Raw genomic sequence first — 13,913 nt, 5'->3', positions numbered from 1 at the left:
ATGACACTAGATTACTCGCCAAATAAGGAAGGATAAACAGAACAGAATGCATCAACTATGTTCCTATTTAAGGAGCGGTTTAATTTTCAAAATAACAACAATTAGCTGCACAGTATTAACATCTAAGTTTGTGTAATACATAGCTTTGATCCATAGTCGGGTTTTTACACAATCCGAGATTTACACTGTGAGCTTTTTAAAACTGATCATGCTAGCTGCAATATGGGGAGGCTCGTTCCTTTTCATGAGAATTGCGGCTAATCCTTTAGGCCCAGCAGTCCTAATTGAAGCGCGAGTTCTATGCGCAGCAATCACCCTACTCTTGGTTTCTTTTTATCTGAAAAGGAAGCTCTCTTTTAATGTTCACGCGAAACACTTTTTCATTCTTGGGTTGTTTAACACCGCGCTTCCTTTTCTGTTTTTCGCTTATGCGGCTCAAACACTCAATGCGTCGACGCTTGCCATTCTTAACTCCACAGCGCCAATTTGGGCCGCGATCATCGGGGCGATTTGGACAAAAACAGCGCTTGAAAGCAAGGTCTTACTCGGGTTAGGTATCGGTGTCACGGGTGTATGCGTGTTGGTCGGTTGGGATGCGATGAACATAGGACAAGAAGCGATTATTCCTATTTTCGCCGCAGTTATGGCTGCGTTTAGTTACGGCATCGCCTCTAACTACACCAAAACAGCTCCAAAAGTAGAAGCCTTCAATAACGCACACGGCAGCATGTGGGCGGCGGTGTTAATCGTATTACCATTTGTGTTCTTCATTCCGATGAGAGAAGCACCCGATCTCACGATTACCACGTCGGTCATCTTGTTGGGCGCTGTGTGTACTGGGCTCGCGTACCTACTTTATTTCAACCTCATCAATGAACTTGGTGCGCCTTCAGCACTATCAGTCACCTTCTTGATTCCAGTGTTTGGTATTCTTTGGGGGAACTTGTTCTTAGATGAAGCGATTGGTATCAACACAGTGGTTGGCTCCATTCTTGTTATCACGGGTACTATGTTGGTAACAGGCTTATCGCCGGCTCAGATGATCAAAAACGCACGTGAAAAGCGTCGACAAAAAGCGAGCTAGACTCGAATCAATTTCGCCTTTAAAGCAATAAAAGTGGAACAATCAGATACAGAAACGGCCTCATTTTCGAGGCCGTTTTTATAAGTGTTGTCTAGAAATTTAACTGATTGCAGACTTGTTCATGTACTGCTGAATCTTGTTTCGCAGCCACTGGTGAGCCGAGTTCACATCGGTTCGCTTATGCCAAATCATGTATTGCTGCATTGGCAAAATTTCAAACGGTTGATCGAGCACTTGCAGTTGGAAGGCTTCTGCAAATTGATTGGCAAAATCACGCGATGTACTGCCTACGCAATCTGAGCCCGACACCAATACACACATGGTCATCAGAGAGTCACACTCTGCGCTGACCTTACGCTGCTTGAGTGGCGACTTAGTGAAATAATCCGCAGTATACAAACGAGTACGACGCATCCGAAAAGTAATGTGCTTCTCGTTGTAATACTGTTCTTCGGTCACCGAACCATTGATTCTAGGATGACCTTTTCTGGCAATGAGCACCAGTTCATCTTCAATCACAGGTTGCTTCATGTAGCCATTCACTTGCGGGTAGTGAATATCGATCGCCAAATCGGCCTGCTGCATGCTCAAGCTCTGCAATAACTCTTCTTCGTTATTCGGCACCATATTGAACTCAATTGAGATATTACCCAACGTATCATCTTGCTCAACAAGAGGTTGAAGCTTGGTGAGACCGATCTCGTTAACCAGAATGCGAAACACATGATGTTGCTGATTATCGAACTGCTTTAGTGTGCTGACCGCGCTGGTTATCCCTTCTAACGCCGGCTCAACTCGGATTGCCAATTGTACCGCCGCATTGGTCGGAGTGATCCCACGCCCTTCGCGAATAAAGAGGTCGGTATCCAATTGAGATTGCAGTCGCTTCAATGCACCGCTGACTCCGGGTTGAGTCATACCAAGGGATTCCGAGGCTAAGGTAATCGACTTTAATCGATACACTTCCAAGAACACGCTCAGTAAATTCAGGTCTAACTTTTCAACATCACTCACGGCTACTCTCCATGTTTGCTTGAAGTCGTATCGAGCATACGACAAGGTTCGGTTTTCAATAGGTCACTGATAAAGCGTACAACACATAACAGTTCGTGATGTGTTAAATAAAGCTTACTTTATTTTTTACTATATGTGTTAGCCATACAATTTCCTCATCGAAACGAAATCCGAATTGAAGAGGCTCTAATGACAACTTCACGTACTTTCAAGAACGCATCCCTGTTCCTTGCAATCTCTCTGGCATTCCCATCCATTGCAGCGAATCACGACCACGCACACTTTAGTGAGATTGGCGATCAAGGTGGCAAAGACGCGACCGAGATGACGGCACAAGCCAACCAAGAGTTTGCGAAAACGCTGAACTACTCAGACACGCGCGCCTTCGACAATAACAACAGAGGCCTGATCGCGAGCTTCGACCAAGAAACTGGCGATATCATCCGAAACAGTTTCAACTTTATCGAACCCAGTGTCACCAACGCCGACAAAGCACCAGATTCAGTGAACCCATCATTGTGGCGACAAGCGGTATTGAACCAAGCTGCCGAAGGCCTGTATGAGGTTGTCCCAGGTAAGGTTTACCAAGTTCGCGGTGCCGATTTAGCGTCTATCTCTTTCATCCGCAGTGACAACGGTTGGATCGCTTATGACGTGCTACTTACTAAAGAGTCCGCGGAGAAATCACTTAAGTTTTTCCAAAAGAATGTCCCTGACGGCGGTCACTTACCTATCGTCGCGATGATCTATTCTCACTCTCACGCCGATCACTTTGGTGGCGCGAGAGCGATCAAAGAAGCGTACCCAGATGTAAAAGTGTACGGTTCTAAAAACATCACTAAAGAAATCGTAGATGAAAACGTATTAGCGGGTAACGCGATGTCTCGCCGTACCGCTTATCAATATGGTGCGACACTGAATCGCCATGAACACGGTATTGTGGATGCGGCACTCGCGAAAGGCTTGTCGACGGGCACCATCACTTACGTATTGCCAGATTACGAACTCAACCATAACGAAGAAATTGAGACGCTGGTTATCGATGGTCTAGAAATGCAATTCATGGATGCATCGGGCACTGAAGCCGCGTCTGAAATGGTGACGTATATACCAAGCATGAAGGCACTTTGGACAGGTGAGTTGACCTACCAAGGCATGCACAACCTGTATACGCTGCGCGGTGCAAAGGTGCGTGATGGCTTGAAGTGGTCTAAGAAAATCAACGAAATGCTGGTGACTTGGGGTGAAGAAACTGAAGTGTTGTTTGCTTCTCACTCATCGCCAATTTGGGGCGAACAAGAGATCTCTGATTACCTAAAAATGCAGCGTGACGCGTACGGCTTTACTCACAACCAAACCCTTCGCTTAGCGAATAACGGCGTGGTTCTGCAAGACATCGGCGATGAGATCTACAAAGTGATGCCAGACAGCATTCAACAATCTTGGCACACCAATGGTTATCACGGTACTTACTCACATAACGCTCGCGCGGTGTACAACATGTACCTTGGCTACTTCGATATGAACCCTGCGAACCTGAACCCGCTACAAATTCATCCTGAGTCGGTCAAATTTGTGGAATACATGGGTGGCAGCGACGCTGTAATTGAAAAAGCGCAGCAAGACTTTAAACAAGGTGAATACCGCTTTGTCGCAACGGCGTTGAACAAGGTTGTTCAAGCAGAGCCAGAAAACAAAGTCGCACGTGGCTTACTGGCCGATACTTACGAACAGCTAGGTTACCAATCTGAAGGTGCGGGCTGGAGAAACATCTACCTAACAGGTGCACAAGAGCTGCGTATCGGCACACAACCGGGCGCGCCGAAAACCGCTTCTCCGGATGTATTGGCGAACATGACTATCGAGAACCTGCTGGATTACTTAGCGGTAAAAGTGGATTCATTGAAGGCGCAAGACACGCCGTTCACCATGAACATTCAGCTGCCTGACGTGAAAGAGTTCTACTACGTAGAAATGTCGAACGGAAACCTAAACAACATTCAAGTAAGCGAACTGCAAGAGGCTGACACCACACTGATCATCAATAAATCAGACGTGTCTGACATCGTGTTGAAAGAAACGACACTCAATAAGCTGTTAGAAGAAGGACAAGCAGGCGTGAAAGGTGACAAGTCGTCTTTGAGCAAACTGTTGTCTTCACTGACTGAGGCAGACACCTCGTTTGAGATTGTCCCACGCCCGAATAAAGGTGAAGAAGTAGACGCTGAGCTATACCAAGATTCAGCTGTGCACGCTCATTAAACGCCCGATACATTAAACCTAATAAAAACAACAAGCAGTTAGCTAGAAAAAACGTTCTATAAAGAACATAAAAACAAGCCCCAACCTTTGGTCGGGGCTTTCTTGTTTATTGCATCGCGCTTGAATAATTTACTGCGTTTGACCATTCACTTCGCAATCCCAATAAGATGGTGAACCGTAGTATTGAACAAAGTAATCGATAAAGACACGCACCTTAGGCGCAAGCAATTGAGCACTCGGGTATACCGCCCAAATCGCAGCCGCATCTTTTAACGGGTAATCCGGCAACACCTCGACCAATGTGCCCTCAGCTAGTTGCTTGTAAGCAATCCATGACGCGCACATCGCAATGCCTAAACCATCAACACACACATCCCTTACCGCTTCACCATGATCGACACGAATCGCGCCCTTTTTCTTGATGGTGATATCACCTTCGGGCGTATCAAATGTCCAACCTTCCAAACCGGTTTGATTAATGCATTGATGCTGCTTGAGATCTTCTGGCGTCTCAGGATAACCATGAGCTGCTAAGTATTCTGGCGACGCACACAAAATGCGTTTATCCGTAGAAAGCTTACGAGCGATCAGGCTTGAGTTTTGCAGCTCGGCATTACGGATCGCCACATCGAAACCACCATCAACCAAATCCACGATTGAATCACTCAGTGAAATATCGACCGACAAATCAGGATACTTAGCTAAGAAGCCTTTCAACGCGGGCATAACATGCATTCGACCAAACGATGACGGAGCGGATATTCGTAATACACCTTTTGGTAGTTCGTTACCGGTTCCGACCGACGCGACACCCGCCTCCACACTCAACAAAATTTGTTTAGCGTGAGGGAGAAAGGCCATGCCCTCTTCAGTAAGAGATACCTTTCGCGTGGTGCGATGCACAAGACGAGCACCCAGGCTCTCTTCTAGCTTGCCAATATGAATACTGGCAACCGGAGGCGACAAGCCCAACTCTTGTCCGGCTTGACTGATATTGTGCGTAGATGCGAGTCGCACAAACAATTTTAGATGTTCAATATTCATCAATATTTATTAGCCTGCGCTGAGTGCACACTGCTTATTGGCAGCAGCGACACGAAGAATAATGTGAGCTTTAATATAGGCATTAAGCTTGAACCATGCAAAAGCGCCCGCTAAAACATTGGCGATGGTCGCAGCAATAACCGCATTGATCATATCTCCGGTTAGCGCCCCTAACCATATCGCCGGAATGTAGAACACAAACAGACGAGAGAAGGACACACTCAACGCTTTGCGAGGCACACCCAATGCGTTAAACACCGAAGCCACCAACATACAAAGTCCCAATGGCCCATAGCTAAATGGTATGAACAACAAGGTCACTTCAAACCAGCTTCGAATGCTCTGCTCTTCTGAAATCACAGGAATAATCCAACCACTAAAAATAGCCAACAGTGCCGCCATTGCGGTGTGGAAAATCAATAGGAACTTCGCGGTAGTATTCAATAATTCAGGTATTTTACATCGTTGCTGCGCACCTAAGTAACGGCCTATCATTGGAGGGATCGACATCGTCAGAGCAAGTGAAAACACCAACATAAAGCTTTCGACACGTGCTAATAGGCTCCAAAAAGCCATCTCGCTTGTGCCGATGCGAGCAATCAAAAGCACGGAAACAAACGCGCTTACCGCAGGTAGAATTTGATTGGCCGTGGTAGGAATGACCGTCTTAATTAACTCGAAGCTATAGCCTCTGATCTGGTCACTACACGCACCATTAAAGCCAAACCACCCTTTACCTCGTGATTTAACCAACATGTAAATCGCACCGAATGCGTAGCCAATACTGGACGCAATCGCTGCACCCGCGATGCTCATATCCAAACCAAAGATCAGAATAGGGTCGAGAATCAGGTTAATAATGCTGGCAGCCAAAAACATGCTGCCCGTCGTTTTGGTATCACCGTTTGCTCGATAAACACAGGTTGCCAAATAAAGCGCTGCTACAGTCAGTGCGCTGAACAACCACAGCGGCCAATACACGTTAAAAATCGACAACATAGATTGGTATTGCGCCTCAGACACATCATTGACGAACGATGCAAAAACAGAGTCGCCAAAAACCACTAACCCGAGGCAAATCAAAGCGATGATTGTGACGCCGAATCCAACCGACAGCGTGGCTATTGAGGTCGATTTACGCTGCTCTTTTGCCCCCACCGCCTGAGATATAATAGACGTTGCCGCCACACCAATACCCACTTGAACACCCGTAAATGCCGCCTGAAATGGCAAAGTAATACCGTGAACCGCCAGTTCATTGACCCCAAGTTGACCGATAAAAATCGAGTCGACCAGTTGCACCATCATGATCGCAAACACACCCAACGTCAGGGGCAGCGTTTTATCAATAATGGTTTTCAAAGTCGCGGATCGCATCAACATAGGTCGGTTCACTCTCATCTGTTGTGTGGGACATTAATGGCCTAGTTGAGCAGTATACGAAGCCAGAGTGAAATAATAAGAGCGCTAAAGGCTGAATGAGTTTTTAGTTTTCGTTAACAATCGAATTGGTAAGCATCACCAAAACAACAAAGTCAAAATAAACCATTGAATTTGCAATGTTTTGCAACCAACGAATCACTCTTAATAATTCGTTAATAGTGTTTCGTTTAATGGTTAATTGTTGGTTTGAGCATTCCTAGCTAGCCTGAATTTAGGCCGCATTCACCACCGAATAGGCTGAAATGAAATCTTTCAGAAGGAATATGGAAATGGCATATCAAGGTTATACAACGTTTAAAGCTCAAGCCGAAGATGGGATTCTTACCGTCACTTTTGACTTCGGTACTGTGAATGTTCAAGGGCAAGAGATGCTTGCCGATTTAAATGGCTTAGCAATGCGACTGGAGCGCGACCGCGACATCAAGGTTGTGGTATTCCAATCAGCAAATCCTGAAATTTGGGTCTGTCACTACGACACCAATTTATTAAAAGACATGTCGACAGAAGCTGTGTCTCGTGAAGAAGCAAAACTGCTCGACCTGCAATCAGTATTAGAGCGCATCAGCAAACTACCGCAAGCCACCATTGCCAAGCTTGAAGGGTTCGCACGAGGTGGAGGTCATGAATTTGCACTAGCTTGTGACATGCGATTCGCTGCTCGTGGTAAGTACAAATTTATGCAAATGGAAGTGGGCATGGGCATCCTTCCTTGTGGTGGTGGTGCATCACGTATGGCTCGCCAAGTTGGCTTAGGTCGTGCACTCGAAATCATCCTGAGCGCTCGAGATTTTAATGCAGATGAAGCGGAAGCGTACGGCACCATCAACAAGGCTTTAGAGCCGGATGAGATCGGTGAATACGTTGATACGCTAGCGAAACGAATTTCAAAATTCCCAGCTGAATCGATCAACGCATGTAAGCAAGCGGTGTACGAATCCATCGACAAGCCTATCGAAGAAGCACTAAAAGCAGAAGCCTACTGGCTGTACCAAGCAACCAGCAAAACCCCTGCGGTTAAGCGTTTCCAAATTGCCGATGAGCAAGGCTTAGAGCACGATATCGAAAACCAACGTAACTGGGAAACTCTGGTTATGAACGTTCAAGACATCAAATAGCTCGTTCACTTCTCTTATTTGGGTCAGCCAAAAGCTGACCCATTTATCTTAAAATTAGCCACTTTTTGTCCCATAGACTCACATTTGAGTCTTCAGCCTGTGAGCCAAATGCAACTATGTGTCATTAATCTTTGTTATAACGTTGTTCAAACTATTTTTTGAAGGATCAAAAATGCAAAAAATAATTCTGATCACAGGAGCCACAGATGGCATTGGTTTAGAGACCGCAAAAGCGCTGACTCAGCAAGGACACCACGTTCTCATTCATGGCCGCAACCCAGTCAAGGTCCACAAAGTCGTGACGGCTTTATCTCGCCTGTCTAAGAACGCCATCATCGAAAGCTACATCGCCGACCTATCGACGCTCTCCGATGTTGATAAGCTCGCGACCCAAATCAAAAACAACCATAAGCGACTCGATATACTCATCAACAACGCTGGCGTCTACAAGGTGTCGGACGTCACCACTCCTGATAATCTTGATGTGCGTTTTGTGGTGAACACCATTGCGCCCTATCTTCTGACACAGAAGCTGCTCCCTCTTTTTGATGCGACAGGTCGTATCGTGAACCTATCTTCAGCAGCCCAAGCATCCGTAGATTTAGACGCACTAACTAGCCCTAATGCAGGCGAACTAGACGGTCCGGTTTACGCACAAAGTAAGCTAGCACTGACAATGTGGTCCATTGAATTAGCCAATTCCTTATCTAACTCTCGATTAGAGAATGGCCCCGCTGTTATCCCTGTAAACCCAGCCTCTTTCCTCGGCAGCAAGCTAGTAAAAGATGCTTATGGCGTTGATGGTAATGATCTGGCGATTGGTGCAGATATCTTGTGTCGCGCAGCACTCAGTGAAGAGTTTGCCAACGCTTCTGGGAAATATTTTGACAATGACTCAGGGCTGTTTAAAGACCCGCACTCAGACGCATTAGACAACACCAAGAACCACAAGCTGGTGACGGTGCTTGACCAATTACTCGAAGAGAAGTTGTGCGTCGCACACTCATAATTCTCCGCTAACACGTTGATAGATAGCCCCCAACAAATAGCCTCGAACACCACCTAATCCGAGCACGCAGTTCTTCCATTTAAATCAAGAACTGTGTGCTCATTCGATTATTAAAATTTCTTTAATACTGATTCCCTGCTTTGCCCAATTATCACCCAAGATGCAGATTGTTAGACTTGTCCTCGTCGAAACAATACAGGCTAAGGCCGAGGAGCATTTATGCGTTTTGAAGGCAAAGTTTATCGTCCTTGGATGGAAGCAGAGAGCATACTAATCCAGACAACATTGGGATGCAGCAACAACCAATGTACCTTCTGCACGATGTTTGATGATAAGCGTTTCAAAGTAAGAGACATCAAAGACATTTTTGAAGATATTGATGCTGCAAGAAAGATCTACCCGCATGTAGAATCTATCTTTTTGGTCGATGGTAACGTGATGGCAATCCGAACCGAGATGCTGATTTCGATTCTGGATTACATCAAAATCACCTTCCCAGAGATCAAGAATATTTCTCTGTATTCAGGCTTCAATGACTTCCGTCGTAAGAGCTTATCGGAACTGAAAGAGATCAAATCGGCAGGTTTAAGCATGGCGTATTCAGGCTTGGAGTCAGGTGACCCTATTGTTCTGGAGCGTATTAAGAAACGCATGACACGTGAGCACGCTATTGAAGGCATGAACCTAGCGCGTGAAGCCGACATCAAGGTACTGGCTTCGTTTATCTTTGGCCTTGGTGGTCGTGAACGTTCAAAAGAACATGCGATTAATACCACCAGCTTGCTGAACATCATGCAGCCAGATGCGATTGCACCGATGGCTTTGGCGGTTCAACCGGGCTCAGTATTGGAGAAAGAAGTGCAGCGCGGCGAATTTGTATTACCAACACCATTGCAGATTCTAGAAGAAGAGAAGTACTTGCTCGAAAACTTAGAGGACTTCGACTGTTACTACTGGGGCGATCACGGGAACAATATCTCGCCGATGCGTGGGATGCTTCCTCAAGCGCGCAAGCCGTTTCTTGACAAGATCAATCAAGACATCGCGCACAACCCGATCACTAAACAAAACGTAATTAAGACCTTTGCTTGGTAGTCGCTCAATTTAACTCATAACGATAGACGTAAACAAACTAAACGACAGGCGTTGCCACTCCATATTATGGAATAATCAAAGTCCAGCAGCGCCTAACGTATCTCTTAGTTTTTAGGTTCGAAGCCCTACGCTAAAGCCGCCAAGAACAGCTTGAAGTTCGTGATGCGTTCACTAGTGATAACAAATAGCATCGACATGGTTCACCCATCGACAAATTAGCATGGCGTTAACGAAAGGCCGGCACTATGCGTGCTTAATAAAGGCTTGGCTTAACTGCTGAAAGAGTGAGTCTACGTTGGGCAAGGGCGTTACATGTTCAGATAAAAGTGTATGAACATAAGGTTCTACAACGGTTGGGTTGCCGCAGATTTGATTGTAAAAGTTCACGGGAGCAACGATGTTGTCTAAGTCGACATCTAATAGGATACAAGCTTGTGAAAGTACGATTTGACCGCCCCCTCGTTTAAGCAATACACGTTGAGCAGTACCCACTATTTTTTGTTTATTGATATTAAGGTTGTAGTCGCCATCACAATAAGAACCGGGGGTTGCGTGCACATCTACATCGACACCTAATTCTTTAAAAAACCGGGTTAAGACATTGCACAGATGTAGATACGCTTTTTGGATGTTGTAGGCTTCAGCGCTCGGCCAATGGTAAATGTGCGATAGGTTAATGACCCCAGGCAGTTGTGGAACGGGAGCGCCACCCGTTTTACGTGAAGTAAGTTGCCAACCTTGTGACTCGAGTTGCTTTCTAGACTCTGCAGTCACTGGCCACTTTTTACCTGCAGGCAAAACAAGTGTCGGCGTTTTTGCTTGCCACAACATCAACGCTTGTCCAATGTCACCAGCCTGTATTTGCTGCAATAACTCATCTTCTTTTTCAAACGCACGATCAACATCAATGTGCGGGTAACGTACGAGTTTATTCCTTAACTTCAATGCACTTTTCCTCTACAGATTGTTGTGGCCTACCATTTAACGTTCTGAAATAGTTGATAATAGATAAGACTATATAAGATAGAAACAACACCAAAAGTTAGTTATTGGCGCCATAGTGTTTGTTAGTTGCCCATCTCAAAGGCTAGTGCTAACATTTGTACACACACTAATAAAGGAATACATCATGGACACTAGAATTCAATTTCGTGTTGATGAAGAAACAAAACGCCTAGCTCAACAGATGGCTGAGAGCCAAGGTCGTACACTGAGTGGTGCTTGCCGTGAGCTTACTGAGCAACTCGCAGAGCAGCAAAGACAAACATTATCTCACGATGCATGGCTAACTGAACAAGTAAACCTAGCATTTGAGAAGTTTGACTCAGGAAAATCCGTTTTCGTTGAACACCAAACGGCTAAATCTCGAATGGAAGAACGCAAAGCCAGAATCCGTAATCGAGGTAAGCAATGATTTTATGGGAAGAAGAATCACTCAATGATCGTGAAAGGATCTTTGAGTTTATCTATGACTTCAACCCTGATGCGGCAGAGAACGCAGACAACCTCATTGAAACAAAAGTAGAAAACTTGCTTGATCAGCCTCTGATGGGTGTACAGAGAGACGGTATTCGTGGACGATTACTGATAATTCCTGAGATTTCGATGATCGTCTCCTATTGGATCGAAGGCGACATTATCCGAATTATGCGCGTGCTCCACCAGAAACAAAAGTTCCCTATGGATTGATTACTTCCTCTGGGCAACTAACGCTAAGCATTGAGAATCTACTTGAATTTCTTGTTATGTGTAATTTTTCCCTTAAGTACCAACCTTACAATCTCACCGATAGAAGTGATGTACAGGCTCGCACCTCCACTCGTTTCGTATTTCTCACAGTCGTTGTAGCAATCGCTATCTTTAACTACCACAGGTTCAAAATATACATCGACTAAACCAGTGTTAATAAATGTATTGTCAGAATTAAAATCAATCGGTTCTGACGACTCACTAGCAAACTCTAAAAAATCACCAATAAACATACTATCGATAATTCGACTGATTTTTAAAAATTGATTGTATGTAATTTCTCCGACAAGAAACTCAGAGAAGAATATTGCAATGATTTTACTCGTATAGTGGTCTTCAGCTTTCTCTATGATATAGATAAGCTTCTCTCCAACTTTTACTTTATAGTCATCCGAGTTATCAATTGAATCGATCATACTTCGGCGCTGTTCTACTGGAATATCAGACAACTCAGAAAGGAATGATATAAGCTTTTTCGTAAACAGAGCATCACGCACGCTACCAATCGCATTGATACCACCTACAAGACTAGAAAGAACCGGTATGTCTCTTAGTACTCCGTTATCTAAAATTGCATCTATACCAACTTCGGCAAGATTTACCGCCAAATTTCTAAGATCATCTTTTTTAAGAGATTCTTCTAACGACTTTGAAAGCATCATTTTCTCTATTTCCAATGATTACACATAACGAATGACATGAATTCCCCCTACCGAGGCTCTTCCACACTTATGTGGTACTTAAATGCATCGGAGGCACCATGTCTGATTATTCTTATTTCTACGGTATCGACTTAGCTAAAAACCACTCTAGTCTTCATGCCGTAGACCAAAATAGTATGGTCATACTTCATAAGCCAGTAATCCGCTCTAACTTACTGACTAAAATAGCAAATATGCTAATCATGCGTATAGATGTTGATGCGTGTGGTGGTGCACATTATTGGCAAAGAGCGATCTAAATTATGCCGTGGCTATCTCCAAAACAGTCCGACACCTTTTCTCGATAACACAATGTATTGGTGGCTTCTGTCTGACAAGGTTGTCTGATATGGTGACGGCAGAACTTCAGCAATTGTTTAGATAGTATTGAATATGAAAACACTAACCATACTTGATGGCGGCATGGGCCGAGAACTCAAAGAAATTGGAGCTCCATTTTCTCAACCGCTTTGGAGTGCTCAAGCGCTGATTGAAGCACCTGAATTTGTCAGTCAAGCGCATCAAAACTTTGTCGACGCAGGTGCTGAGATCCTGATCACTAATAGCTATGCGTGTGTCCCTTTTCACTTGGGTGAAGAGCTCTTCGCACAGCGAGGCTTTGAGCTAGCAAAGCTTTCTGGCGAGCTGACTAAAGCAGTCGCTGACAATGCACCTCACACAGTTAAAGTTGCAGGTGCGATTCCACCTCCATTTGGCAGCTACCGACCAGACTTGTTCAAGGTAGAAGCAGCAGCACCAATCATTCAAACCCTTTACGATGCACAAGATCCAAACATCGACCTTTGGCTCGCCGAAACCATCTGTAGCCTGCAAGAATTCGAATCCATTCATGCGGTACTTAAGCAATCCGATAAACCGTGTTACTTCGCTTTTAGCTTGGAAGACACCAAAGGTGACTCTGCCAACATTCGTTCAGGTGAGAGCGTAACAGACGCCATCAAATTGGCCTGCCAATCAAACGCGAAAGGCATTATGTTTAACTGCTCGGTACCGGAAGTGATGGATCAAGCCATCATCGATGCTAAGCAAGTGATTGATGAATTAGGCTGTGATTTAGACATCGGTGTCTATGCAAACAACTTTGCGCCGATCAGCAGCGAACATGAAGCTAACGACATGCTTCAAGAAATGCGTGAGTTAGATGGCCAAGGTTACTTAGCTTACGCAAAACGCTGGCACGCATTGGGTGCAAATATTGTCGGTGGTTGCTGCGGTATTGGGCCAAAACACATTCAGGCTTTAGCTGATTGGAAGCGCTCAATACAAGGCTAGTCATGCACGACTAAAACAAGCTAATTAAAAATAGAGAACAGGTTGAGAAATCTGTTCTCTATTTGTATTGGGCAACTCTAAGTACACTTATTACAAAGCAAAGA

At 44.9% G+C, this 13,913-nt stretch carries 13 protein-coding genes and 1 pseudogene; 9 read left to right on the top strand and 5 right to left on the bottom strand.

All coding sequences use genetic code 11. The annotated features are described in order from the left end of the window. Positions 1–244 precede the first annotated feature (244 nt). Positions 245–1,084, top strand: coding sequence for a DMT family transporter (locus tag OCV12_RS18330; RefSeq protein WP_390904580.1), 840 nt, complete (start codon positions 245–247; stop codon positions 1,082–1,084). A gap of 99 nt (positions 1,085–1,183) precedes the next feature. Here OCV12_RS18330 and OCV12_RS18325 read toward each other — a convergent pair whose 3' ends face one another. Next, entirely contained in the window at positions 1,184–2,098 is a 915-nt protein-coding gene (locus OCV12_RS18325) for a LysR family transcriptional regulator (RefSeq protein ID WP_176679160.1), read from the bottom strand. A 189-nt stretch (positions 2,099–2,287) separates the two neighbouring features. Here OCV12_RS18325 and OCV12_RS18320 point away from each other — a divergent pair, with 189 nt between their 5' ends. Next, positions 2,288–4,360 carry an alkyl/aryl-sulfatase gene (locus tag OCV12_RS18320; RefSeq protein WP_261886816.1) on the top strand — a complete coding sequence of 691 codons (2,073 nt, stop codon included), beginning with the start codon at positions 2,288–2,290 and terminating at the stop codon, positions 4,358–4,360. A 129-nt stretch (positions 4,361–4,489) separates the two neighbouring features. On the opposite strand, the gene OCV12_RS18315 is transcribed toward OCV12_RS18320, so the two are convergent. Together OCV12_RS18315 and OCV12_RS18310 are read right to left on the bottom strand one after the other, a co-directional pair. Further along, positions 4,490–5,404 (bottom strand): LysR family transcriptional regulator, encoded by a 915-nt coding sequence (locus tag OCV12_RS18315; protein ID WP_176679158.1) that lies wholly within the window; start codon positions 5,402–5,404, stop codon positions 4,490–4,492. A 9-nt stretch (positions 5,405–5,413) separates the two neighbouring features. Next, the gene (locus OCV12_RS18310) at positions 5,414–6,787 is read right to left on the bottom strand and encodes an MATE family efflux transporter (RefSeq protein WP_261886815.1); all 1,374 of its coding nucleotides are present in this window, start codon (positions 6,785–6,787) and stop codon (positions 5,414–5,416) included. 329 nt (positions 6,788–7,116) lie between these two features. On the opposite strand from OCV12_RS18310, the gene OCV12_RS18305 reads away from it, so the two are divergent. The 3 genes from OCV12_RS18305 (at position 7,117) to OCV12_RS18295 (ending at position 10,066) form a co-directional block, all read left to right on the top strand. Beyond that, the gene (locus OCV12_RS18305; protein WP_261886814.1) at positions 7,117–7,962 is read left to right on the top strand and encodes an enoyl-CoA hydratase/isomerase family protein; all 846 of its coding nucleotides are present in this window, start codon (positions 7,117–7,119) and stop codon (positions 7,960–7,962) included. 172 nt (positions 7,963–8,134) lie between these two features. After that, positions 8,135–8,971 (top strand): SDR family NAD(P)-dependent oxidoreductase, encoded by an 837-nt coding sequence (locus tag OCV12_RS18300; RefSeq protein ID WP_261886813.1) that lies wholly within the window; start codon positions 8,135–8,137, stop codon positions 8,969–8,971. Positions 8,972–9,190: 219 nt separating this feature from the next. Continuing rightward, positions 9,191–10,066: a radical SAM protein gene (locus OCV12_RS18295; RefSeq protein WP_261886812.1), complete on the top strand. Its 876-nt coding sequence runs from the start codon at positions 9,191–9,193 to the stop codon at positions 10,064–10,066. Between the two features lie 243 nt (positions 10,067–10,309). Here the strand turns inward: OCV12_RS18295 and OCV12_RS18290 are convergent, their stop codons facing one another. After that, a complete protein-coding gene (locus tag OCV12_RS18290; RefSeq protein WP_261886811.1) occupies positions 10,310–11,011 on the bottom strand; it encodes a lipoate--protein ligase family protein in 702 nt (233 codons plus the stop codon). A 184-nt stretch (positions 11,012–11,195) separates the two neighbouring features. Between OCV12_RS18290 and OCV12_RS18285 the strand changes: the two genes are divergently transcribed. Both OCV12_RS18285 and OCV12_RS18280 read left to right on the top strand, forming a co-directional pair. Further along, positions 11,196–11,480: a DUF1778 domain-containing protein gene (locus OCV12_RS18285; protein WP_261886810.1), complete on the top strand. Its 285-nt coding sequence runs from the start codon at positions 11,196–11,198 to the stop codon at positions 11,478–11,480. Further along, on the top strand, positions 11,477–11,755 hold the full coding sequence (locus OCV12_RS18280) for a type II toxin-antitoxin system RelE/ParE family toxin (protein ID WP_102445494.1): 279 nt from the start codon (positions 11,477–11,479) through the stop codon (positions 11,753–11,755). Before OCV12_RS18285 ends, OCV12_RS18280 begins: the two co-directional genes overlap by 4 nt. A gap of 38 nt (positions 11,756–11,793) precedes the next feature. On the opposite strand, the gene OCV12_RS18275 is transcribed toward OCV12_RS18280, so the two are convergent. Then, positions 11,794–12,477, bottom strand: coding sequence for a hypothetical protein (locus tag OCV12_RS18275; RefSeq protein WP_261886809.1), 684 nt, complete (start codon positions 12,475–12,477; stop codon positions 11,794–11,796). 98 nt (positions 12,478–12,575) lie between these two features. Between OCV12_RS18275 and OCV12_RS18270 the strand changes: the two are divergent. Beyond that, a pseudogene (locus OCV12_RS18270) lies at positions 12,576–12,773 on the top strand (IS110 family transposase); the annotation flags it as partial. Between the two features lie 136 nt (positions 12,774–12,909). Beyond that, a complete protein-coding gene (locus OCV12_RS18265; RefSeq protein WP_261886808.1) occupies positions 12,910–13,809 on the top strand; it encodes a homocysteine S-methyltransferase family protein in 900 nt (299 codons plus the stop codon). Positions 13,810–13,913 lie beyond the last annotated feature (104 nt).

The sequence above is a fragment of the Vibrio pomeroyi genome (assembly GCF_024347595.1).
Classification (GTDB): domain Bacteria; phylum Pseudomonadota; class Gammaproteobacteria; order Enterobacterales; family Vibrionaceae; genus Vibrio; species Vibrio pomeroyi.
Note: the sequence above shows the minus strand (reverse complement) of the source record. Positions and strands in the feature narration are given on the sequence as shown.